The following is a 21,953-nucleotide window of genomic DNA, read 5'->3' on the forward strand; positions in this document are numbered from 1 at the left end:
TCCCGCGCCGGGTTGGCGCGGGGCCAAGACCATAACGGCATACCACCATGCAAATTACCTTGCAGATTGTCATCATCGCGTTGATGTCGACGTTCGTCTACGCGCTCGTGGCTCTGGGATTCACACTGGTGTTCGGCATCCTGCGCGTCGTCAATTTTGCGCACGGCGAGTTCTACATGCTGGGCGCCTATGCGATGTTCATTTTCTACGGCACGCTGTCCTGGCCGTACCTGCCTTCTCTGGCGGCCGCCGCGCTGGCCGTGGGCGCGCTCGGGCTGCTGGTCGAGCGCGGCCTGTTTCGCCGCCTCGTCGGCGATGAAATGGGCGGGATGATCATGTCGCTGGCCCTGGCCATCACGCTGCAGGCGGCGATGTCGCTGGTGTTCTCGGTCGACGAGCAATCGGTGCGCCGCCCGGTGGAGGGAGCATGGCAGGTCGGCCCCGCCTTCTTCGCCAAGGACCAGTTGCTGATCGTCGGCGTGAGTGTGATCGCCCTGGCGGCGTTCTACTACTTGATCGAACGCACGCGGCTGGGCATCACCATCCGCGCGGTGGCGCAGGACCGCGAGGTTGCGCGCCTGCAGGGAGTGAGTTCCTGGAAGATCATGGCCTTCACCTTCGCGCTGAGCTGCGGCCTGGCCGGCCTGTCCGGCGCGCTGATGGCGCCGGTCTACACCGTGCATCCGTACATGGGCGAGGCCGTCGTGGTCAAGGCCTTCATCATCGTGGTGCTTGGCGGTCTGGGAAGCCTGCCCGGGGCCGTGGTGGCGTCGCTGATCCTCAGTTTCACCGAGGCGATCGCTTCGACCTTCTACAACGCGACGGTCGCGACCATGGTGTCGTTCCTGATCGTCATGGCGGTGCTGCTGGTCAAACCCAGCGGCCTGATGGGTAAATCATCATGAGCGTATCGCGATCTTCCGCGCTGTACCGCAAGGACGGGCGCTGGCAGTGGCTGCTGCATGGCCTGGCCGTCCTGCTGTTGCTGTGGTGGCCCGTGTGGGCCGGACAGCCGCGCTTCTACCTGCACCTGGCCATCATGGTGGCCATCTATGCGGTGTTGGCCATGAGCATGAATCTGCTGCTGCGCATCGGCCAGCTTTCCCTTGCGCATGGGGCGCTTTTCGGACTTGGCGCCTACGTCTCCGCGATCCTGAGCCGCGACCACGGCTTCTCCTTTCCCGCCGCCTTTCTAGGCGCGGGCATCGTGACTGCGCTGCTCGCCGGGCTAGTGGGGCCGGTGTTCATGCGGATCAAGGGCGTGCATTTTGCGTTGCTGACCTTCGCCCTGGGCGAGGCCGTCGTGCTGTGCTTCATCGAGTTCCATGGCCTGTTCGGCGGCAACAATGGCTTTGGAGACATCCCGCCCATGTCGGCCAGCCTGCCTCTGCCTGAAGGGCGTTACGGCGCCTATCTGGTGGCGGTGTGCTTCGCCCTGCTGGTCTACTTCGGCCTGCGTCTGCTCTACCGGCGGGAGTGGGGCATGATCGCGGCATCGCTGCAGCAGAACGAAGCCCTGGTGGTTTCCGGCGGACTCAACGTGCTCAGCTTCCGCGTCAGCGTCTTCGTCCTGAGCGCCGCGATTACGGGTTTCGCGGGCAGCCTCTACGCCCACTACCAGGGCTATATTTCACCGGATGCCTTCGGATTCTGGACCGCCGTCAATGCCGTCATCATGAACGTGCTGGGCGGGGTCGGCGCCTTGATCGGAGCCGTGATCGGAGCGATGCTGCTGGTGCCGTTGCCGGAACTGCTGCGTGGGTTGCAGCAGTATCAGCGGCTCATTTACGGCCTTACCCTGATCCTGCTGCTGCTCTTCATGCCGCAAGGCTTGACCGCGCTGGCGCGCTCCGTGGTGGCGCGCGTCCGCATCGAACGCGGAGGCCAGCCATGACGGCGCAACTCAGCGTGGAAGGCCTGAGCCGGTTCTACGGCGGCATCCGCGCCGTCGACGACGTGTCCTTCGCCACGGTGCCTGGGCAGATTACCGGCGTGATCGGACCCAATGGCGCCGGCAAGACCACCCTGTTCAACCTGATCGCCGGATCGGCGCGTCCGTCCGCCGGCACGGTGCGCATGAATGGCGAAACTCTCACCGGCACGCCGGCGGCCGCCGTGGCCAGGAAAGGGCTGGTTAGGACCTTCCAGTCCACCAACGTGTTCGCAGGCCATAGCGTCTACGAGAATCTGTACCGCGCGGCCTTGTTCCGCCAGTTTCCGTCGCCGCCGTTGCTGTTCAATCCCTGGGGCTTGCGGCGCGGCCGCCAGCAGGCGGCGCGCATGGCCGGGCAGGCGCTCGAGCTGATCGGCCAGACGGCCCTGGCCGATGCGCAGGCGGGTTCATTGGCGTATGGCTTGCAGAAGATCCTGGGCGTGGGCATGGCCTTGACCGCGATGCCGGCCATGCTTCTGATGGATGAGCCTGCGGCGGGCCTGAATCCCGTCGAAACCGTGGCGATGGCGGACCTGATCGAACGCATACATGGCACCGGCATCGACGTGGTCGTGGTCGAGCACGACATGGGCCTGGTCATGAGGCTCTGCCAGCGCCTGGTGGTACTGGTCAACGGCAGGCTGCTGGCCGAGGGCGAACGGGAGCAGGTGCAGCGGGACCCCAGGGTGATCGAAGCCTATTTGGGAGCGGATCTTGACGATGCTTGAAGTCGACCGCCTGTCGGTCAGTTACGGCGCGGTTCTGGCCCTGGACCAGGTGTCGTTCAGTGTGGACGCCGGCACGGTGTGCGCGGTGATCGGCGCCAACGGTGCGGGGAAGTCCACGCTGATGAAGGCCATCATTGGGCTGGTCCCGGTGCGCGGCGGCGAAATCCGCCTGCAGGGCACGGCGGTTCATGCGCTAGGAACGGAGAAACGCGTGGCCATGGGCCTGGCCTTGTCGCCGGAGGGGCGGCGGCTGTTCCCGGAACTCAGCGTGCGCGAGAACCTGATGATGGGCGCGTACCTGCGCCACGACCGTGCCGCAATCCAGGCGGACATCGCGCGTGTCTACGGCTACTTCCCCAGACTGAAGGAGCGCGAATGCAGCCAGGGCAGGCATCTGTCCGGCGGCGAGCAGCAGATGGCGGCCATCGGCCGCGCGCTGATGTCGCGCCCGCGGCTGTTGCTGCTGGACGAGCCTTCCCTGGGCCTGGCGCCGGCGGTGACGCTGGAGATGGCCCGCGCGATCAGGCAGATCAGCCAGGATGGCACCACCATCATCCTGGTCGAGCAGAATGCGCGGCTTGCGCTCAAACTATCCCACCACGCGGTCGTGCTGGAAACCGGGCGTCTGGTCCTGGCCGGCGACAGCGTGTCGATTTTGAACAATCCCCAGGTGGCGGCGGCGTACCTGGGGCACGGAGCCGAGACTACCCACCATGCCTAACATCTATCAGGTTGCCATGTTCAACGCCGAGCGGCATCCCGGCAAGACGGCGGTGTCTGACGACAGGCAGCAATTGACGTTCGCGCAGCTATGCGAACGGGCGCGGGCGCTGGCGCGCTATCTGGCCGGATTGGGCGTGGCGCACGGCGACCGGGTGGCCGTGATGACGGGCAACTCCATTGACTACCTGGCCCTGTTGCATGCGACCGCGCTGGGCGGGTTTGCGCTGGTTCCGGTCAATACCCGCTACGGCCTGGCGGAATTGAAGCACCTGGTGCGTGACGCGGAGCCCAAGGTCTGCCTGTACGACGCCGTGCACCAGCCACTGGTGGAGGCGCTGCGGCAGGACCGGGAATTGTCGGCGCAGCCGGTCTGGCTGGAAACCTTGCCTGCCGAACTGCCCGATCCTCCCGCCGATCCGGTCACGCGCCGATTCGGCACGGTGCAGGATGGCGATGTCGCCATCATCATGTACACATCGGGCACCACCTCCACCCCCAAGGGAGCCATGCTGACGCATGGCAACCTGTCCGCCAACGCGGTCAACTACATCATGGAGCTGGGCATCGATTCGCAGGCGCACTCGCTGCTGGCGACGCCGCTGTTTCACATCGGCGGCTTCGGCGTGGTCAATGGCCCGATCCTGTATGCCGGCGGCAGCCTGCACGTCGTGCCGCGCTTCGATGCCGACGCTGTGATCCAGGCCCTGCTGCGGCACCAGCCCACGCACCTGTTCCTGCTGTCGGCGATGTGGGTGGGGCTGACCGACCATCCCGGTTTCGGCTCGCACCGCCTGCCGTCGGTGACGTTCGTGCAGACGGCGGCCGCGCCCCTGGGCGAGTGGCGCCAGGCGCTGATACGCAGCGTGTTTCCAAACGCTGAATTCAGCTGGGGTTTCGGCATGACGGAAAGCTGCGTCACGACCATCAAGAACCGCTACACCCGCGAGATCCTGGATCATCCGGGTTCCATCGGCTACCTTTGGCGGCATGTGCAGTACCGCCTGGTGAACGCCGACGGCGACGTGCTGGAAGACCAGCGCGGTCCCGGCGAACTGCAGGTCAGAGGCCCCACGGTATTCAAGGGCTACTGGAAGCAGCCGGAACTGACCGCGCAGATGCTGGACGGCCAGGGCTGGCTGCACACAGGCGACCTGATCCGTATCGACGGCGACGGCTACGCGCATTTCCTGGGACGCAGCAAGGACATGATCAAGACGGGCGGCGAGAACGTCGCGGCGCTCGAAGTCGAGAATTGCCTGACCGGCCATACCGACGTGCGCGAGGCCGCCGCTTTCGGGCTGCCGCATGAATACTGGGGCGAGGAGCTGGTGGCGGCGGTGGTGCCGGCGGCCGGACGCAGCCCCGATGTGGCCGACTTGCGCGAGCATTGCCGCAATCAGCTGTCGGGCTTCAAGGTGCCCAAGCGCATTTTCATCGTAGATTCCTTGCCGCAGTCATCCTCCGGCAAGGTGCAGAAATTCCGCCTGCGGGAGCTATTTCTATCATGACCACATCCAATACGCTCAATCTGTTCGATCCCACCGTGCTGGCGGCCTGGACGCGCCTGGCATCGGCCGACGGCCTCGTCGCGCGCCAGTCGGTGCTGGCCGATCTGCGGCTGGGCCTGCGCAATACCGACAGCGGCGAGACCCTCTGGCTATCCGTCACGGAAGCAGGCGTGCAAGGCGGCCTAGGCTTGGATGGCGTGGCGTTCCATCTGGAGGGAGCGCAGGACGCCTTTGACGACCTCGGCCGGGGCTTTCCTTTCAACCGCCTCGTGCGCCAGCACCGCCTGACCGTTAGCGGCGATCTGCGCCGCTGTGTGCAGAACTGGCTGCTGCTCTACGCCTTGACCCGCCTGACCGCGAACCTGGAACCCTGACGATGCCTTACGTGATGACCGCCGATGGCGTGCGAGCCTACTACGATCATGCGGGCGCGGGGCCGGCTCTGGTGATGGTGCACGGCGCGAGCCAGTGCAGCCTGTCGTGGAAGTACGTGATCGACCTGTACGCGCGGCACTACAGCGTCTATGTGCTGGACCTGCCGGGCCATGGCAAGAGCAGCCTGCCCGCGGGCGGGCCGAATGACGCCACGCCGGACAATGCGCGCTACGTGCTGCAGTTCCTGGACGCCATGGGGATAGCCCAGGCCGTGCTGATGGGGCATTCCATGGGCGGCGGCATCGTGGCGCAGGCGGCGGCGTTCGCGCCCGAGCGGGTGCGCGGACTGGTCCTGGTGGATGGCGCCTCGGTCAATGTGGTGAAGTCCTCGGGATACAACCCGCACATCCTCAGCATGGCCCGCATCAATCCGGGCGACTGGTTCGAGGTGACATTCCGCACGCTGATGGGGAGCGCCGTGGAAGCCGGCCGCGTCGACGACATCATCTGGGATGCGCGCCGCTGCAATCCGGCCGTCGCCTACGCGGATATCTGCGCTTTTGGCGGCTTTCGCATGGAGCAGATATTGCACGCCATACGCTGCCCGGTGGTGATCGTCGAAGGCCTGGAGGATTGGTCCGTGCCGCCCGAATCCGCGCGCGAAGTGGCGCGGCAGCTGCGCACGGCCAGCATCCCGGTGGAATATATAGAATGGAGCAACGTCGGGCATTTTCCGCAAAGCGAGTGCCCGGAGCCCTTTTATCAGGACACGCGCGCCGCCATGGCCCGCCTGTCTCTATAGACCGACCTCAGTATGACCAACAAAACGCAGACTCCGGCTGCCAAGCCCTCGCTCTACCAGAGCATCAGCGACCATCTGCTGGAGATGATCCGCGACGGGCAGTTTCCTGTGGGTGCCAAACTGCCCACCGAGATGGAGCTGTGCGACATGTTTGGCGTGGGCCGCCACACGGCTCGGGAAGCGGTGCGCAAGCTCACCGATCTGGGCGTGGTCGAGCGCCGCCGCCGCGCTGGGACCACGGTGGTGCGCCAGCACCCCAAGGCCCAGTTCGGCCTGGAGCTGGAAACGACGGACCAGTTGCAGCGATATCTGGAGTTCACCGACCTGCACGTATACAAGCGCGTCATGAACCTGACCAAGCAGCCGCGGGAGACGGAGCTGGAAGGCGAGCCGTCGGAGTGGTTCAAGGTCGAGACCTATCGTTGCGTGCCGGGAACCAGGCGGGCCATTTCCTGGACCGACATCTACCTGCGCAACGAGTATGCCGCGGTGGCCGATTTCATCTCCTCCAAGCCGGGAGGCGTCTATCCCCTGCTGGAAGAGCACTGCGGCGAGGTGGTGGAGGTGATCGAGATGGAAATCTCGGCCTCGCGCTTTCCGCCACGGGTGGCGCGCTTCCTGGAGTATGAAACCGTGGATCCCGCCTTGCTCATCATCCGCTCGTTCCGCAACCCGGCGGGCAAGCTGCTGGAGGTCGCGGTCAGCTTCTATCCCCCTTACGAATTCCGCTATGTCACCCGGCTGTCGCGCAGCGAAGGGAAGCACAAGGCACGAAGTTGATCATTCATAACCCGCAAGAGGAAGTCGCAATGCAGAACAAGTATGGCAAGAGTGTCACGGTCGAGATAGAAGGGACGCAGGCCTTGGTGCGGTTCGACCGTGGCGTCAATCGCAACGCGCTCGACCAGGACACGCTGCTGGCGCTCACGCAGGTGGCGCGCGACTTGGCGGAGTCTCTGACGATCCATGCCGTGGTCCTGACCGGTGCGGCGGATATATTCTCGGCGGGCATCGATCTGAAGGATCCGCAGAAGTGGCAGGAGAACGATACGCAGCTGCTGGCCCGGCGCGACATCGCGCAGCGCGGCGCGCGCCTGTGCCGCCTGTGGGAAGAACTGCCCCAGCTGACCGTCGCGGCCATCGAGGGCGCCGCGGTCGGGGGCTCGGTGGCGCTGGCGCTGGCCTGCGACTGGCGCGTGGCGGCGGAGAACTCCATTTTTTACCTGCCTGAAGCCAAGGTGGGGCTGAACATGGGCTGGGGCGCCATCCCGCGCATGGTCAATCTGATCGGCGGGCCGCGCACCAAGCGCGCCATTCTGCTGGCCGAGCGCCTGGGGATGGCGCAGGCCCTGGATTGGGGGCTGATCGATGAAATCGCGCCGCAGGGCAGGGCGCTCGCCCAGGCCCAGGCCCTGGCCGCGCGCGCGAACCAGACGCCGCCCGCGATCCTGCGCATGACCAAGGAGTCCGTCAACCTGCACGCTGGCGCGCTTGACCGCCTGGGCATCTACATGGACGCGGATCAGGCCCTGGTCTGCCGCGACAGCCAGGAAGGCCGGCTTGCGCGCGAGGGATTCCTGGCGCAGTGAGTGCCTGCGTCCTTGCGTGCAGCAAGGGCTCAGTCATGCCGCCGTCATTCGGCCTCTCTAGACTGCCATCTTTTTTGAACAGGCAGCAGAGATGACGAAGGACAGCAAGCACGGTCAGGGTGATACGCAGATCGTGGAACAGGCGGCGCAGGCCTTGCCGCCGGCGCCCGACAACCGGCGGCGCAGCCTGTTGCGCGCGGGCCTGGGCGTGACGCTGTTGCCCATGGGCGGCAGCTTCCTGCTCAGCGGCTGCAACGGCGGCGGCGATGACGACGACGATGATGACGGTGGCACGGGCAAGCCTCAACCTGCCCTGGTGTCGAGTTTCGCGCTCGCGGTGCTGCCGGATACGCAGTTCTATTCGCGCTATGCCACCGACGCCGAAAACCAGCAGTTCATGCGCAAGTACGGCAGCGAGCCCTACCAGGCGCAGACGCGCTGGGTGGCCGAGCACGCGAAGGCGCTCAATATTCCGTTCCTGGTCCATCTGGGCGACGTGGTCGACCAGCAGGGCAAGCCCGACCAATGGAAGGTGGCCAGCGCCGCGATGAAGGTGCTGGAAGACGCCAAGGTGCCGTACTCGATCCTGGCGGGCAACCACGACGTGATCGTCGACCGCGATTATGTCGACGAGAACAGCCAGTCGGCCAATACCGACGCGCAGCGCGATCTGGCCAAGGAACCCTACCTGCAGCACTTCAGCGTCACGCGGGCCAAGCAACAGGCCACCTTCGGCGGCCGCGACGCCAGCGGCTTTCACGAGTACCACGTGTTCGAAGCCGAAGGGCAGAAGTTCCTGGTGCTGTCGCTGTCCTGGCGCGCGTCGAACGAAGCGCTGGCCTGGGCCAACCAGGTGCTGCGCGCCCATCCCACGCTGCCCGCCATCCTGATCAACCACCAACTGCTGAACATCGACAAGGACGGCGTGAGCCCGCTAGAAGTCCCCTACGGCAAGATGTTGTGGGACAAGCTGATCCGCGACAACGATCAGATCTTCATGACGCTCAACGGCCACTATCATGGCGCCACTCGCCTGACCAAGACCAATGCCTACGGCCATGCGGTGGAGGAAATGGTGGTGGACTACCAGATGGCCTATCAGGGCGGCAACGGCCTGATGCGGCTGTACGAGTTCGATCTCGGCAACAATGAGATCCGGGTGCTGTCCTTCTCGCCCTGGGTACCGCAGAAGCCCAAGGATACGCTCAACGCGTTCGACCAGGCGGTGCTGACCGCGCCCAATGAGCAGTTCACCATCAAGATGGACTTCGCCAGCCGCTTCTCCGGCTTCAACAAGACGTTCAAGGCTGCGGCGCCCACGCATACTTCGCTGGTCGAACAGGCCTCGGCGCTCATCCTCGCCAACTACACGGATCCCGCGACCGTCGAACAGAAGCCGGCTGCCGACATCAATGACTACCCGCTGGTGGCGGGGACGCTGGCGCACTGGCGCTTCTTCGGCGGCCAGGCTGGCCAGCCGGTCAAGGTGGGGCAGACCATCGCCGATATGACCGGCATGAATCCGATCCGCCGCGCGGCGCTCAACGTGGACGGCGTGGCTGGGGCGCAGGAAGGCGACCTGCTCTGGTCGGACGATCGCCACTACCTGTCCGCCGCGCCCGGTTCGGTGCGTTTCCTGAACACGGACAAGAACAGCGCGCGCATGAGCTACTTCACCACCGATGCGGCGGCGGCGATCAACAGCGCCACGATGCCCAACGGCTACACGGTCGAGGCGTTCCTCAAGATCGACCGGGACTGGAGCGCGCAGAAGCACGCCTGGATGAACGTGATGACGCGCGACGGCAAGCGCGGCGCCCTGACGGGATTCAATGGCGGCGATCCGGAATCTCCGCCCCTGATCTTCGCCGTGTCCAGCCTGCGCGAGATCCAGTGGGAAGTCGTGCCGGTCGTGGCGGGCGAGCGCGGTGGCAAGACCAACTGGTCGGGCGAGATCATCGCGGATAAATGGTTCCATGTCGCCGTGGTGAACGACGAGACTACGCACGAGACCATCCTTTACATCGAGGGCGCGCCGGTCCTGCGCAACGTCAGCAATGCGCCCGGACTGGCGGCGCTGGCCGCCGACATGCCCTGGGTGATAGGAGCGGGTTCGTGGGACGGCGAGCGCGCCGACGGCTTCTTTGGAAGCATTGGCGAGATACGCATCGTGGACAAGGCGCTCAAGCCCGCGCAGTGGCTGACTGCGCGCCGCGCCAGCTAGCGCTTTACGCGGGACGCGCGTGGCGCGTCCCGCTTTTGTTCAACTTGCCGCGCTTACCAAACGCCGATTTCGATGCCGTGCCTCGGTTCGATCGAGTGACGGGAGACGACGATGTTCTGGTCGGGTACGGTTACGCTGAGCTTGCGCGTGCGCATCCATTCGAAGAGTCGCTCCTTGTGCTCCGAACGCACGCTGGAAAGCGCCTCGTCGCCGCCGACGTCGTGCAATTCATCGGGGTCGAGCGTCATGTCGAATAGCTGCTCGGCGTGTCCGTCCCAAAAGATGTACTTCCAGCGCTCGGTGCGCACCATGTAGCCTCGGCAACGCCTGGGATCCTGCCCCAGCGCGATGCGCGCCTCGCGATAGGCGTAGTCAATCTCGCTAATGGCCGCATCCCGCCAGCCTGGGCCGCGGCCGCGGGTGAATCCAAGCAGGGAGTCGCCTTCTAGCAAGTGGTTCGGGCGTTCGAGCCCAAGCGCATCCATGACCGTTGGCAGGAAGTCTATGGATTCGACCAGCGCGGTCGAAGTATTGCCGCGGCTCGCCGACGCATCATCGTGAGGGTCCACCACTATCATCGGAATGCGGACTGAGGGTTCATGGAAAAGGTCCTTGTCGCCCAGCCAATGATCGCCCAGATAATCACCATGATCCGAGGTGAAGACGATGAGCGTGTTGCGGTCCTGCCCGGTTTCGCGCAAGGCGGCCATCACGCGGCCAAGATGGTGATCGACCTGGGAAACCAACCCCATGTAGGGAATCTTGACGCGAGCCGCGACCTCGTCGCGCGCAAAGTTCACCGACTCGCGATGCTTCAGATAGGCTGCGTAAACGGGATGCGGGTTGATCAGCTCGGCGTCGGACTTGACGGTTGGCAGGCAATCCTCCACACCGTACATATCGTTGTAGGGCGCTGGAGCAAGGTAAGGCCAGTGCGGCTTGATGTACGAAAGGTGCAGAAACCAGGGCTGGTCGTCCTGCCGACGGATAAAGTCGATTGCCACGTCCGTGGTGTAGGCGGTTTCCGAGTGCTCCTCGCGCACGCGCGCCGGCAAATGCACGTTTCGCATTTTCCAGCCGCTGACGCGCTTGCCGTTTGCATCCGTTGCGGACATTACGAATTCATCCCATGGGTTCGGTCCGCCATAGCCCGCGTCCCTGAGAAAACGCATATACGGATGATGGCCGCCAGGGTCCGCGTGCCCTTCGTACCGATCTACGACTTCGAAACCTCCTTCAAGCATGGCGGAGCCGTCTGCGGCCGGGATTCCAAGACGCTGCATCGCTTCCGTGTCGGGCGCGAAATGCGTTTTTCCGGCCAGCGCCACGCGCACGCCATGCGGGCGCAAGAGATCTCCGATGGTCTGCTCGCGGATGGACAATGGCACGAAATTCCAGATGGCTCCATGGCTGAACATGGACCGGCCGGTGTAGAACGACATGCGCGAAGGTCCGCAGGTCGGGGCTGAGCAGTATGAACGGGTGAACTTCATCCCTTGCGCCGCCAGTGCATCGATATTCGGCGTCTTGATGGTGGGATGCCCATAACAGCCAAGATAGTCGGCGCGAAGCTGGTCGCACATGATGAACAGAACGTTGTTGATCTTGTTCATCGGCTTGCCGTGTTTCCCGTCCATGCTTTTATTCCACCTTGATTCCGGTGCTGCGAACGAGATTGCCCCAGCGGCGGGACTCGGCAGCGATAAGATCCGAGAACTGCTTGGGGTCGCCGGCGACGGGGTCCACGCCCAAGGCCACGAACCTGTCCGATACGTCCGGCGATTGCACGGCCCGGGCAAGTTCCAGGTTAAGGCGCGTGATGACCCGCGCTGGCGTGCCGGAGCGAACGACGAAGCCGTCCCAGCCGCTGACGTCGAACTCCGGGTATCCCGATTCGATCATCGTGGGTACGTCCGGCAGCGCGGAAATCCGTTTGACTCCCGTGACGGCGAGCGCTCGGACACGGCCAGTCTGAACATGAGGAACGATCACGCTGCTGGTCACGAACATGAACTGCAGGCGTCCTTGCAGCAGATCGCCCACCGCTTGCGGGAATTGGTTGTACGGAACGTGAGTCGCCGAGACGCCGGCTTGTTGTTTGAACAATTCGCCTGAGAGATGGGCCGGCGTGCCGCTGCCGCCCGAGCCGAAATTGAAATCGCTGGGTTTTGCCTTCAGAAGCGCGACCAGTTCGGCGACTGTCCGGGCTGGAATGCTGGGGTGAACGGTGAGCACATTGCAGTAGCTTGTGAACTGGCCGACCGCGTTCAGATCGCGCGCGAGATCCACGGTCAGGCCGGGATAGAGCGCGGGCGCCACCGAGATGGGCTGCAGCATGGTCATGATGGTGTAGCCGTCGGGCGGCTGGCGCAGCAGCTCGCCCAGGCCCACGGTGCCGGTCGCGCCCGGCCGGTTTTCGACATAGACGGACTGCCCGAGATTCGTCGTCATTTTCGCCGCGACGATGCGCGTAACCACGTCGGGCGGGGTGCCTACCGAATAGGGCACGATGGTTCGTATCGGCTTGGAGGGAACCCATGAATCCTGTGCGCCAGCCGTCTTGGGCAAGAGGGCTGATGCGGCGAAAGCAAATGTCGATTGCAGGGCGGCGCGACGGCTCATATTCATGATGGGTCCCTCGGAACAATGGCTAATCCAGGTCGCTGGAATCTCGTGAATCGAACGAAGCGACGTTGCGCTTGATTTTCTTGAGCACACTCATCAGAACCGTCATCTCGCTAGGAGATATTCCTGTGAGGAACCGCGCGTAGTAGTCCAGCACGGCGGGCAGTGATTCGACGAAGAGCTGGCGGCCTTGCTCGGACAGGAACACATGCGTCTGCCGCTTGTCCGTCTCGTGTCCGATCCGCTCAATCAGCTCGTCGCGTTCCATGGCGTCGAGGATGCGGCTCAGGTTTGAACGCTCGATCACGCTGAGATCCGCCAACTCCGACACGCTGTGCCCGTCCCTGTCGGCCAGGATGCTCAGCACGCGCCACATCAGGGGAGAGCAGCGATGGGCGGACAGCACGCGAGCGATGTTCCGGATGTGGAAGCGGTCGATGGCCAGGAAGTAGTGCATGGGCCAATCGGTAACGTGGAATAGATCCTCCGCGTCTTTGATCGGCGCCGTCGACTTCTTGGGAACAGCTTTCAGGAGCGGTTTTATGTTCGTCATTTATGTGTGAATAATGCGTGAAAAATCACGTAAATAATTTAGGTCTGCGGCTTTCCGGTGTCAAGGAAAGGAGAGCTAGGTAGTTTCACTAACAGCCGATGCGCGCCACGCGCGAGGTCCGTCGCGCGGCGCTACCCGAGTCGGGAAAAAAAGCTCGCCAGTTTGGGGTGCCCCAGGTACGCCACGTTGAACCTGAACCAGGCGTTCTCGGGTTTCCCTGCCGTGAAGAGTTCGCCTGGCCATAGCAGCAAGCCAGCTGTCTTTGCGCGGCGGGCAATCGCGGGCGCCGAAAGCGCCGGGTCGAGCATGCTTGCACAGATGAACATCCCCGCGCTTGGAGCGGTCATTGCGGCCAGTCCCAACTCTTTGAGCCGGCGGGGTGCGCTCGCCTGAGCCGATTCCAGGCGATGGTGCAGCCGCGAAACGCATCGGCGATATTCCGTCGATGTCAGGACTTCCAGAGCCACGCGCTCGTCCAGTTCCGACGATGTAAGGCCTGTCTTCATCTTTACGCTCGCGATCTCCGTGATTCGCGCGTCGTCGGCGTAGATGGAGCCGACGCGAAGAAATGGGGAAAGCGTCTTGGACGTGCTATCGACGCGGATCACCCTACAGAGGCCGTCCATCGCGGCCAGCGAGGCGTCTTGCGGCTCGGCGAATTCGCGGAAAATGTCATCCTCGACGATCAGAAAATCGTGCTGCTCCGCCAGCCTGAGCAACTGATGGCATTGGACGGTGCTTAGCGTGGTGCCGAGCGGGTTTTGCAGCACGGTGTTGATGAATGCGAGCTTGGGGCGGTGTTCGACGGCGAGCCGGTCGACCTGTTCCATGTCCAGCCCCGTACAGCTGCGATCGACAGCCACGGGCACGCAGCCGTTCTGCGAGACGAGTGCGCTCATGTTCAGGTAGCCGGGACTCTCGATCAGGACTCTGTCTCCAGGCCTGGTAAGCGTGCGGAGGATCAGATCGAAGGCATGCGTCGCGCTGCGGGTAAGCAGTACGTTCGACTCGTCCGCGTCCATCAAGTGCTTGCACAAGCGCTGTGCCAATACCTGTCGCAGTTCCGGCAGGCCATGGACGTTGCCGTAGCCGACGAGCTTGTTGGGGTGTATGCGTAGCGCGCGCCGCGCTGCCTCCTGGATGAGGCCCTCGCTGTGCCAATCGGCGGGCAGCCAACCGGCTCCCGCCGGAAGCACGCGTGCATCCGACTGGTATCTGTCGGCGGCGAACGTGTGCAGCGAAAACTCGCCTCCGCGGCCCATGTTGCCCAGGTCCGGCGCCGCAACTCTCGGCTGCCTGCTCTCCACGTAGTAACCGGCTCCTCGTCTCGACACGATGCGGCCCGCGGCGATCAGCCGTTCATAGGATTCCACGACAGTAAACGTGCTCACTTGCCAGAACTTCGACAGGTAGCGCACTGACGGCAGCTTGTCCCCCGGTTTGATCGCGCCACCGGCCAGCTGCTTGTCGAATTCTTCGACGATCTGTTTGACGAGATTGCCTCGGGCGGACTTGTCGAGCGAGACCTGCAGCCATCGATAGGCGGTAGAGCTGTCTTCCCTCATGACGAATCTCCGGCGTGGATGAGGTGGATAGGCGCTTCGTAATCCGGGAATTCTGGCTGGGCGGAACTGTGCTGGGAAACCCGCTAGCACGGTTGACAGCAATCTCGCCAACTGTGCATGTCAACACGGTCCGTGTCTGCCGAGAATAAGCGCAAAGTTTGCCAACAGGTAAAACTTTGATCAATCGAAAAAAAATTGATCAGCGGGAGAATCAGGGTAAACGACAGGTCCGGCGGCCCATCAGAACGTACCGCCGGCGGCCGATTCTCCGATCGCTGATCACCAAGGGCATCTCAGCCGGGCAGAGGAGGAGCAATGAACCAAGCACTGATAGTCCGCGGCGGCACCGTCGTGAACGCCGACCGTGAGTTCCGCGCGGACGTGTTGTGTGTGGACGGGCGCATTCAGGCCCTGGGGGAAACCCTCGAAGCGCCCGCTGGCGCGCAAGAGGTCGATGCGCTTGGGTGCTACGTGATGCCGGGCGGGATAGATCCGCATACGCACATGCAGATGCCCTTCATGGGAGCGGTGACCGTCGACGACTTCTACTCCGGCACGGCGGCCGGCCTGGCCGGCGGCACCACCACCATCATCGATTTCGTGATTCCCAATCCTGGCCAATCCCTGCTTGACGCATACGGCGACTGGCGCGGCTGGGCCAGCAAGGCCGCGGGCGACTATAGCTTTCATGTCGCCGTGACCTGGTGGGATCAGAGCGTCTCGGACGAGATGGGTGTGCTGGTGCGGGAGCACGGCGTGAACAGCTTCAAGCATTTCATGGCATACAAGAATGCCATCATGGCCGACGACGAAACCATGGTGCGCAGCTTTCGCCGCGCGCTGGAATTGGGCGCCATCCCGACCGTGCACGCCGAGAACGGGGAACTCGTCTACATGCTCCAGCAGCAATTGCTGGCGGCCGGAAACACGGGGCCGGCCGCGCACCCCTTGTCCCGTCCGCCCGTGGTCGAGGGGGAGGCGGCAAATCGCGCTATTGCCATCGCCGAGGCCACCGGCGTTCCGATCTACATCGTGCACGTGTCCTGCGCGGAGTCGCTCGAGGCGATCGCCCGCGCCCGGGGCCGCGGCCAGCGCGTTTTCGGCGAAGTGCTGGCCGGCCATCTCGTCATCGACGACAGCGTCTACCAGAACGAGAGCTTCGAATACTCGGCAGGCCATGTCATGAGCCCGCCATTCCGCTCCAGGCAGCACCAGCAGGCGCTCTGGCAGGGCCTGCGCGCCGGCCATCTGCACACGACCGCGACTGACCACTGCACGTTCTGCGCCGCGCAGAAAGCGAATGGCAAGAGCGACTTCACAAAAATTCCGAATGGATGCGGCGGCGTCGAGGAGCGCATGACAGTGCTCTGGAACGACGGCGTCAATACGGGCCGGCTGACACGTTCCGAGTTCGTCCAGGTCACTTCGGCAAACGCCGCGCAGATCTTCAACATCTATCCGCGCAAGGGCCTGATCGCCGCCGGTTCCGACGCCGATCTGGTGGTATGGGATCCGGCCGCGACCAAGACGATATCGCGCACGGCTCAATTCTCCAAAGGCGACTTCAACATCTTCGAGGGCATGCAGGCGCGGGGTCTGCCAGTGCATACCGTCCGCGCCGGGGCGCTGGTCTATTCCAAAGGCGAGTTGCGGGCCGAACCCGGCAGCGGCAATTACATCAAGCGTCCCGCCTTCGCGCCGAGGCTGCAGGCCATCAACCGGATTGCGCAGCCCGCGCAAGCACAGTCCGCCTAGGCTTCGCCGGCGAGCCCGCAAGACCCTGTGGATGTAGGAGACGAATCTTGAACACTGAGCTACGAAAAAAGCTGTTGGCGGCCGGGCAGGCCACGGGCGAGCAACTCGCCGATCTCATGCGCGCCGCATCCGAGCTTCGTGATGCCGCATGGGGCCGTCGGGTGACGTATTCGCGCAAGGTCTTCATTCCCCTGACCAATCTTTGTCGCGACACTTGCGGGTACTGCACCTTCGCGAAAACACCTGACCAGCCAGGCGCAGGCTACCTCACACCCGACGACGTCGTGGACATCGTCAAGCGCGGACAGCAGCTGGGCTGCAAGGAAGCGCTGTTTTCGCTGGGCGAACGGCCCGAAGCCCGTTACCCCGAGGCGCGCGCCATGCTGCAGCGGCTGGGCTACAAGACCACGCTTGAGTACGTCGTCGCCATGTGTGCAAGCGTGCTGGAGACGAGCTCCCTCATTCCTCATGTGAACGCCGGCACGCTGACGCTTGACGAGCTGGCGGACATCCGAAGCGTCGCCGGCAGCGTGGGACTCATGCTGGAAAACGTCAGCCGCCGGCTGGTGCAAAAAGGCATGGCCCATTACGCGTGCCCCGACAAAGTGCCGGCACAGCGGCTGCGCACGCTGGAACGCGCGGGCCAACTCAATGTGCCTACGACCAGCGGGATCCTCATCGGCATCGGCGAAACCTGGGAAGAGCGCGTGGACAGCCTGATTGCATTAGGTGAAATCCACAAGCGCCACGGTCACCTCCAGGAGGTCATCGTCCAGAACTTCCGCGCCAAACCGGGAACCTTGATGATGCACGCGCCAGAACCCGACATGGATGACATGCTGCGCACGATAGCGGCGGCTCGCCTGGTGCTGCCGCCGGACGTTTCATTGCAGGCGCCGCCGAACCTCAGCGAGGATTTCGAGCGCTATCTGGACGCTGGCATCAACGATTGGGGGGGGATTTCTCCTGTGACCGCGGACCACATCAATCCGGAGCGAGCCTGGCCCGCGTTGGCCGAAATCCTCCGCCGCTGTGCCGAGCGCGGCATGCAGCTGACCGAAAGATTGACCACCTACCCCCGCTTTCTTCAGGAAAGGGCGACTTATCTTGCGCCACGCCTGTCGACGGCAATGGAGAGGCTCGCGCGCGCCGATGGCTTGGCCAAGGTGCAAACCGATCTCACAATCGCGGCGCTTGCCTGAGAGGCCGACATGACTAGCCTGGACATTCCTGATCTGATCGGAAACGCGGCGCCGGATCTGCAATCCGCATTGGCGCAATGCTCGCCGGCGCTGCGCCGGATTCTTGAGGCAGCCCTTGACGGCAGGGAGACAAGCAGAGCCGACGGCGTACGTCTGTTCTCGGCCCAGGCGCGGGAGTTGCCGGCCCTGGCCGCAGCCGCGGACGCCGTCAGGCGCCAGCGGGTGGGCGACGCCGTCACGTTTGTCGTGACGCGCAATATAAACCCGACCAATGTTTGCTACATGGGTTGCCGTTTCTGCGGATTCGCCAAGCGGCGCGAAGAGGCGGGCGCCGAGTGGATAAGCATGGAAGAGGTCGCGCACCGCGCGCGAGTGGCCTGGGATCGCGGTGCCACGGAGGTTTGCATGCAAGGCGGCTTGAATCCGGATTTGCCGCCCACCTACTACCGCGACCTGGTGCTAGCCGTGAAAGCGGAAGTGCCCGGCATGCACATCCACGCGTTCTCGCCGTTCGAAATCTGGTTCGGCGCGCACAAACTGAAGACCACGCCTGCCGCCCTGATCCAGGAACTCCGGGAGGCAGGGCTGGGCTCGATGCCTGGCACCGCCGCCGAGATTCTGGACACGGAAGTCCGCAAGCAGCTCACGCGCAACAAGCTGAGCGCGCAGGCCTGGGTCGACACCGTGCGGGCAGCGCATCAGGTGGGCTTGAAAACCACCGCGACCATCATGTACGGCCACGTGGACGGTCCGCGGCATTGGGCTGCCCACATCGATCTCATCCGGTCCATCCAGAAAGAGACCGGCGGATTCACCGAGTTCGTGCCGCTGGGTTTCGTGCACGCGGAAGCGCCTTTGTATGTGGAGCGCGAGATTCCCGGCGTGCGCGCGGGCGCCTCGCAGGAGGAGCATCTCAAGATGCACGCCATCGCACGCATCATGCTGGCTGGATGGATCGACAACATCCAGGCTTCATGGGTGAAGCTTGGTCCGCAGGTCGCTCGCGCGTTGCTCAATGCGGGTGTCAACGACCTGGGCGGGACGCTGATGGACGAGTCGATCTCCCGGTCGGCCGGAGCCACCTTCGGAGAGGAGCTGACCTCGGCCGAAATGGTCCGGATTATTCGCGACGCAGGGAAAAGCCCAATCCGCCGCAGTACCCTGTACCAGCATATCGAGTCATACGCGGACCATGATCCCCAGGATATCGCGCCGCTCAAACCGCGGCAGCAGGATCCGATCCTGTTCCTGAAGAACATCTCGCGCGGCGCCGCCAGGGAGGCTGCTCATGTCTGACCGCAGCGCGCCCTTGCGCATTGTGCTCCTGGCCGGCGGCGTAGGCGGCGCCCGCATGGCGGTTGGCCTGTCCGCAGAGCCTAGAGTGGGCCAACTGACGGTGATCGCCAATGTCGGGGACGACGATTGGTTTCATGGCCTGCGGGTGTGTCCCGACATCGACACGATCACGTATACCTTGGCGGGCCTGGTCAACCGCGAGCAAGGGTGGGGCCTGGCGGGCGATACAGCCGGCGCTCTCGCCACGCTACGGACCCTGGGCTCGGAAGATACGTGGATGTCGCTAGGCGACAGGGATATCGGGCTTCACATCTTTCGCTCGCACCGGCTGCGCCAGGGCCATCCCCTGTCCTCGATCACTCGCGCCGCCGCTCATGCGCTGGGCGTGTCCGCGGCGATTCTGCCAGCCACGGACAGCGAAGTCCCCACCATCGTTTCCACAGCAGAGGGACGGCTGCGTTTCCAGCAATGGTTCGTCGAGCGCCGCGCCAAACCCGCGGTCGCATCGCTGGAGTATGCGGGGGCCGGCCAGGCCATGCCGGCGCCGGGCGTGCGGGAGGCGATTGCATGTGCCGATCTGATCGTGATCGCGCCCTCCAACCCGCTGCTGTCCATCCATCCGATGCTTGCCATTCCGGGCATGCGCACAGCTTTGGCGGCTGCGTCCGCATCGATCGTCGCCGTTTCCCCCCTGCTGCGCGGGGCCGCGGTCAAAGGGCCTCTTGCGGCGCTTGCGGCCGACCTCCACTTCCCGCCGGGCAACCTGGGTATCGCGCGCATGTACGACGGACTGGTCGATGCCATGGTCATCGACCATGGCGATGCCGCCGACCAAGCCGGAATATCAGGCGCCATCGGCGTCCCCGTACTGTGCGCACACACACTGATTGCGGATGCGGCCAGTGCGACTCGCTTGGCAAGCACCTTGATCTCCTGGGCCGGCACGCGCCGTGGCGAGCCCTTGGCGAGGGCGCGCTCATGAAAACCCTGATCGCCATGCCGATGAAGGCATACGCCGACGCGAAGACCAGATTGTCCGGGGAACTCGATTCAGGGGCGCGCCAGCGGCTGGCGAAGGTCCTGTTCGAATACGGTCAGGCGTTCTTCTCGGAGAACTATCCGCAGCTGGACCGCCTGGTCGTCACGCCTTCATCTGAAGTCGCGAGAGCCGCCAGACGGGCGGGAGCATCGGCCTTGCGCGAGCCCATCGGTGTGGCCGGGCTGAATGCCGCCGTCGCCATGGCGCTGTCCTATGCGCGGCTCAGGCGCTATGACCGTCTGATCGTGCTGCCTGCCGATCTGGCCATCCTGAAGACGGTTGAATTCGATGCGCTGTTGGAGCTGGCGGACCGCTACGACCTGGTGACGGCAAGGGCGCACGATGGCGGAACGAATGCCTTGCTGCTGAAGCTACCCAACGCATTCACGTTTCGCTATGGCGCGGACTCGGCGCGTAAGCATCTACATCAAGCGCTGGAGCTGGGCATGCGCGCCGTGACGGTTTCTCTTCCGTTCATTGGGCTCGATGTCGATTCGCCCTGTGACCGTGCTGAGGCGCGCCGGATCGGCGTCGGGGCCGGAGCCTACCTATGAAGAACCCTCAAGGCTGCGCTTCGATGCAAGCATTCGCGATCTCGGGTATCCCGGCCGTCAAGCAGGGGTGCGATATCGGCCGACTCATACTCGATGCGATTGCGCCGATGGACCTGGCGCTGTTGCCATCGGATGTGTTCGTCATCGCCCAGAAGATCGTCTCGAAAGCAGAGGGCCGGACCCGCCAGGCTGGTGCTATCGAAGCCGGTCCTCAAGCGCGCGATATCGCCGCCCGCAGCGGCAAGAATGCCGCAAAGGTACAGGCCATCCTGGATGAAAGCAGCGAGATTCTCCGGGTGGTGGACGCTCCGCCAGATGGGATCGTCATCGCGCGCCACAAGGCGGGTTGGGTCTGCGCGAACGCAGGAATCGATGAATCCAACCTGGGAGATGAGCTGGCCGCGGACACGCTGTTGCTGCTGCCCGAGGATCCGGACGCCAGTGCGCGCGGGATAGCCGAAACCATCGCGGACGCGACTGGCGTCAGGCCGGGCGTGATCATCAGCGACACCTTTGGCCGGCCCTGGCGGCGCGGGCTGCTCAATGTCGCGATCGGCGTGGACGGCGTTGTCCCCATCGTGGACTGGGTCGGCAAGAAAGATGCCTACGGCCGCCGGCTCAATGTTTCGCAGCAGGCCCTGGCAGACGAGATCGCCGCGGCCAGCGGCTTGCTCATGGCGAAGGATGCCGCGACGCCGGTGATCCTTTTCCGGGGAATCGAATGGGATCGATCGGCGTCGGCGCGCGCGGTCGACTATGTGCGTCATCCAAACGAGGATCTTTTCAAATGACTATTGCAATTCTTGGCGGTACCGGGCCCCAGGGTCAGGGCCTGGCCCTGCGATTCGCCAAAGCCGGCGTGCCGGTGGCGGTCGGTTCGCGCGATGGCGAGCGTGCAAGCGCCATCGCTGCCGAACTCAATCAGAAGCTTGTTCCATATCCTGCCGCGGCAACGATAGTGGGATGCTCGAACGAAGAGGCAGTCGCGAAGTCCGTCCGATTCGTCCTTATTGCGGTTCCTTTCGCCGCCCACGCCAGCACCGTCGAATCGGTCGCTTCGCGCGTCCGGGACCGGATCCTCGTCGATCTGGTCGTGCCGCTGGCGGACAAGAATCCCCGAGCCCTCGCGATGCCGCCGGAGGGCTCGGCCACTGAGCAGGCCCAGCGCATCGTCGGCGACGGGGTCGCCGTGGTGGGCGCGCTGCATAACGTTTCGGCACACACACTCAACGACCTCGAGGCCGCCATCAATTGCGACATTCTCATTGTCGGCAACGCGCAGGAAGAAAAAGAGGAAGTGTTGGCGTTGGTCGAGCGCATCGGCGTGCGCGCCTACGACGCAGGGCCGGTGGAGAACGCGCGCGTGGTGGAGGGCATCACGCCCCTGCTCATCCGTCTGAACATGAGCAAGAAGGTTCCCTTCTCTCATGCGGGCTTGCGCATCTGGGCGCCCGGCACGTAGGAAAAACAGGTCTGCGCAGG

21 protein-coding genes are annotated in these 21,953 nt (G+C 64.1%); 17 read left to right on the forward strand and 4 right to left on the reverse strand.

All coding sequences use genetic code 11. From position 1 onward, the window contains the following. Positions 1–47 precede the first annotated feature (47 nt). From FOC84_RS14980 to FOC84_RS15025, 10 genes are all read left to right on the forward strand, one after another. Positions 48–905 carry a branched-chain amino acid ABC transporter permease gene (locus FOC84_RS14980; protein WP_173145092.1) on the forward strand — a complete coding sequence of 286 codons (858 nt, stop codon included), beginning with the start codon at positions 48–50 and terminating at the stop codon, positions 903–905. After that, positions 902–1,894, forward strand: coding sequence for a branched-chain amino acid ABC transporter permease (locus FOC84_RS14985; RefSeq protein ID WP_173145093.1), 993 nt, complete (start codon positions 902–904; stop codon positions 1,892–1,894). The genes FOC84_RS14980 and FOC84_RS14985 overlap by 4 nt, the downstream gene beginning before the upstream one ends. Beyond that, a complete protein-coding gene (locus FOC84_RS14990) occupies positions 1,891–2,661 on the forward strand; it encodes an ABC transporter ATP-binding protein (protein WP_173145094.1) in 771 nt (256 codons plus the stop codon). Before FOC84_RS14985 ends, FOC84_RS14990 begins: the two co-directional genes overlap by 4 nt. Continuing rightward, positions 2,654–3,382 (forward strand): ABC transporter ATP-binding protein, encoded by a 729-nt coding sequence (locus tag FOC84_RS14995; protein WP_173150163.1) that lies wholly within the window; start codon positions 2,654–2,656, stop codon positions 3,380–3,382. Before FOC84_RS14990 ends, FOC84_RS14995 begins: the two co-directional genes overlap by 8 nt. Continuing rightward, a complete protein-coding gene (locus FOC84_RS15000; RefSeq protein ID WP_173145095.1) occupies positions 3,375–4,892 on the forward strand; it encodes a class I adenylate-forming enzyme family protein in 1,518 nt (505 codons plus the stop codon). The genes FOC84_RS14995 and FOC84_RS15000 overlap by 8 nt, the downstream gene beginning before the upstream one ends. Then, a complete protein-coding gene (locus tag FOC84_RS15005) occupies positions 4,889–5,266 on the forward strand; it encodes a hypothetical protein (RefSeq protein ID WP_173145096.1) in 378 nt (125 codons plus the stop codon). Before FOC84_RS15000 ends, FOC84_RS15005 begins: the two co-directional genes overlap by 4 nt. 2 nt (positions 5,267–5,268) lie before the next feature. After that, positions 5,269–6,069 (forward strand): alpha/beta fold hydrolase, encoded by an 801-nt coding sequence (locus FOC84_RS15010; RefSeq protein ID WP_173145097.1) that lies wholly within the window; start codon positions 5,269–5,271, stop codon positions 6,067–6,069. A gap of 12 nt (positions 6,070–6,081) precedes the next feature. Next, the gene (locus FOC84_RS15015; RefSeq protein WP_173145098.1) at positions 6,082–6,849 is read left to right on the forward strand and encodes a GntR family transcriptional regulator; all 768 of its coding nucleotides are present in this window, start codon (positions 6,082–6,084) and stop codon (positions 6,847–6,849) included. Between the two features lie 29 nt (positions 6,850–6,878). Next, positions 6,879–7,658, forward strand: a complete 780-nt coding sequence (locus FOC84_RS15020; protein WP_173145099.1) for an enoyl-CoA hydratase/isomerase family protein — start codon at positions 6,879–6,881, stop codon at positions 7,656–7,658. A gap of 91 nt (positions 7,659–7,749) precedes the next feature. Next, the gene (locus tag FOC84_RS15025; RefSeq protein WP_173145100.1) at positions 7,750–9,882 is read left to right on the forward strand and encodes a LamG-like jellyroll fold domain-containing protein; all 2,133 of its coding nucleotides are present in this window, start codon (positions 7,750–7,752) and stop codon (positions 9,880–9,882) included. Between the two features lie 53 nt (positions 9,883–9,935). Here FOC84_RS15025 and FOC84_RS15030 read toward each other — a convergent pair whose 3' ends face one another. The 4 genes from FOC84_RS15030 to FOC84_RS15045 all read right to left on the reverse strand — a co-directional run bounded on the left by FOC84_RS15030 (position 9,936) and on the right by FOC84_RS15045 (position 14,625). Further along, positions 9,936–11,519 (reverse strand): sulfatase-like hydrolase/transferase, encoded by a 1,584-nt coding sequence (locus FOC84_RS15030; RefSeq protein ID WP_173145101.1) that lies wholly within the window; start codon positions 11,517–11,519, stop codon positions 9,936–9,938. Between the two features lie 4 nt (positions 11,520–11,523). Beyond that, positions 11,524–12,510, reverse strand: coding sequence for a Bug family tripartite tricarboxylate transporter substrate binding protein (locus tag FOC84_RS15035; RefSeq protein WP_173145102.1), 987 nt, complete (start codon positions 12,508–12,510; stop codon positions 11,524–11,526). Positions 12,511–12,532: 22 nt separating this feature from the next. Continuing rightward, positions 12,533–13,060, reverse strand: a complete 528-nt coding sequence (locus FOC84_RS15040) for a MarR family winged helix-turn-helix transcriptional regulator (RefSeq protein WP_173145103.1) — start codon at positions 13,058–13,060, stop codon at positions 12,533–12,535. Between the two features lie 131 nt (positions 13,061–13,191). Next, positions 13,192–14,625 carry a PLP-dependent aminotransferase family protein gene (locus tag FOC84_RS15045; protein ID WP_173145104.1) on the reverse strand — a complete coding sequence of 478 codons (1,434 nt, stop codon included), beginning with the start codon at positions 14,623–14,625 and terminating at the stop codon, positions 13,192–13,194. Between the two features lie 315 nt (positions 14,626–14,940). On the opposite strand from FOC84_RS15045, the gene hydA reads away from it, so the two are divergent. Genes hydA through npdG form a run of 7 tightly spaced genes read left to right on the forward strand, consistent with a single transcriptional unit; the run spans position 14,941 to position 21,933 of the window. Continuing rightward, positions 14,941–16,380 carry a dihydropyrimidinase gene (hydA, locus tag FOC84_RS15050; RefSeq protein ID WP_173145105.1) on the forward strand — a complete coding sequence of 480 codons (1,440 nt, stop codon included), beginning with the start codon at positions 14,941–14,943 and terminating at the stop codon, positions 16,378–16,380. Positions 16,381–16,427: 47 nt separating this feature from the next. Then, positions 16,428–17,582, forward strand: coding sequence for a 7,8-didemethyl-8-hydroxy-5-deazariboflavin synthase CofG (gene cofG / locus FOC84_RS15055; RefSeq protein WP_254241972.1), 1,155 nt, complete (start codon positions 16,428–16,430; stop codon positions 17,580–17,582). Positions 17,583–17,591: 9 nt separating this feature from the next. Then, complete coding sequence (cofH, locus tag FOC84_RS15060) at positions 17,592–18,878, forward strand: 5-amino-6-(D-ribitylamino)uracil--L-tyrosine 4-hydroxyphenyl transferase CofH (protein ID WP_173145106.1); 1,287 nt, start codon at positions 17,592–17,594, stop codon at positions 18,876–18,878. After that, the gene (gene cofD, locus FOC84_RS15065) at positions 18,871–19,860 is read left to right on the forward strand and encodes a 2-phospho-L-lactate transferase (protein ID WP_173145107.1); all 990 of its coding nucleotides are present in this window, start codon (positions 18,871–18,873) and stop codon (positions 19,858–19,860) included. The genes cofH and cofD overlap by 8 nt, the downstream gene beginning before the upstream one ends. Then, entirely contained in the window at positions 19,857–20,471 is a 615-nt protein-coding gene (cofC, locus tag FOC84_RS15070; RefSeq protein ID WP_173145108.1) for a 2-phospho-L-lactate guanylyltransferase, read from the forward strand. The genes cofD and cofC overlap by 4 nt, the downstream gene beginning before the upstream one ends. Next, the gene (gene cofE, locus FOC84_RS15075) at positions 20,468–21,262 is read left to right on the forward strand and encodes a coenzyme F420-0:L-glutamate ligase (protein WP_173145109.1); all 795 of its coding nucleotides are present in this window, start codon (positions 20,468–20,470) and stop codon (positions 21,260–21,262) included. The genes cofC and cofE overlap by 4 nt, the downstream gene beginning before the upstream one ends. After that, positions 21,259–21,933: an NADPH-dependent F420 reductase gene (npdG, locus tag FOC84_RS15080; RefSeq protein ID WP_173145110.1), complete on the forward strand. Its 675-nt coding sequence runs from the start codon at positions 21,259–21,261 to the stop codon at positions 21,931–21,933. Before cofE ends, npdG begins: the two co-directional genes overlap by 4 nt. The last annotated feature ends 20 nt before the right edge of the window (positions 21,934–21,953 follow it).

The sequence above is a fragment of the Achromobacter pestifer genome (assembly GCF_013267355.1).
Lineage (GTDB): Bacteria > Pseudomonadota > Gammaproteobacteria > Burkholderiales > Burkholderiaceae_B > Achromobacter > Achromobacter pestifer_A.

Coding starts and splice junctions, on each gene's coding strand:
- FOC84_RS14980 (WP_173145092.1), top strand. CDS start 48: ATGCAAATTACCTTGCAGATTGTCATCATCGCGTTGATGTCGACGTTC.
- FOC84_RS14985 (WP_173145093.1), top strand. CDS start 902: ATGAGCGTATCGCGATCTTCCGCGCTGTACCGCAAGGACGGGCGCTGG.
- FOC84_RS14990 (WP_173145094.1), top strand. CDS start 1,891: ATGACGGCGCAACTCAGCGTGGAAGGCCTGAGCCGGTTCTACGGCGGC.
- FOC84_RS14995 (WP_173150163.1), top strand. CDS start 2,654: ATGCTTGAAGTCGACCGCCTGTCGGTCAGTTACGGCGCGGTTCTGGCC.
- FOC84_RS15000 (WP_173145095.1), top strand. CDS start 3,375: ATGCCTAACATCTATCAGGTTGCCATGTTCAACGCCGAGCGGCATCCC.
- FOC84_RS15005 (WP_173145096.1), top strand. CDS start 4,889: ATGACCACATCCAATACGCTCAATCTGTTCGATCCCACCGTGCTGGCG.
- FOC84_RS15010 (WP_173145097.1), top strand. CDS start 5,269: ATGCCTTACGTGATGACCGCCGATGGCGTGCGAGCCTACTACGATCAT.
- FOC84_RS15015 (WP_173145098.1), top strand. CDS start 6,082: ATGACCAACAAAACGCAGACTCCGGCTGCCAAGCCCTCGCTCTACCAG.
- FOC84_RS15020 (WP_173145099.1), top strand. CDS start 6,879: ATGCAGAACAAGTATGGCAAGAGTGTCACGGTCGAGATAGAAGGGACG.
- FOC84_RS15025 (WP_173145100.1), top strand. CDS start 7,750: ATGACGAAGGACAGCAAGCACGGTCAGGGTGATACGCAGATCGTGGAA.
- FOC84_RS15030 (WP_173145101.1), bottom strand. CDS start 11,519: ATGGACGGGAAACACGGCAAGCCGATGAACAAGATCAACAACGTTCTG.
- FOC84_RS15035 (WP_173145102.1), bottom strand. CDS start 12,510: ATGAATATGAGCCGTCGCGCCGCCCTGCAATCGACATTTGCTTTCGCC.
- FOC84_RS15040 (WP_173145103.1), bottom strand. CDS start 13,060: ATGACGAACATAAAACCGCTCCTGAAAGCTGTTCCCAAGAAGTCGACG.
- FOC84_RS15045 (WP_173145104.1), bottom strand. CDS start 14,625: ATGAGGGAAGACAGCTCTACCGCCTATCGATGGCTGCAGGTCTCGCTC.
- hydA (WP_173145105.1), top strand. CDS start 14,941: ATGAACCAAGCACTGATAGTCCGCGGCGGCACCGTCGTGAACGCCGAC.
- cofH (WP_173145106.1), top strand. CDS start 17,592: ATGACTAGCCTGGACATTCCTGATCTGATCGGAAACGCGGCGCCGGAT.
- cofD (WP_173145107.1), top strand. CDS start 18,871: ATGTCTGACCGCAGCGCGCCCTTGCGCATTGTGCTCCTGGCCGGCGGC.
- cofC (WP_173145108.1), top strand. CDS start 19,857: ATGAAAACCCTGATCGCCATGCCGATGAAGGCATACGCCGACGCGAAG.
- cofE (WP_173145109.1), top strand. CDS start 20,468: ATGAAGAACCCTCAAGGCTGCGCTTCGATGCAAGCATTCGCGATCTCG.
- npdG (WP_173145110.1), top strand. CDS start 21,259: ATGACTATTGCAATTCTTGGCGGTACCGGGCCCCAGGGTCAGGGCCTG.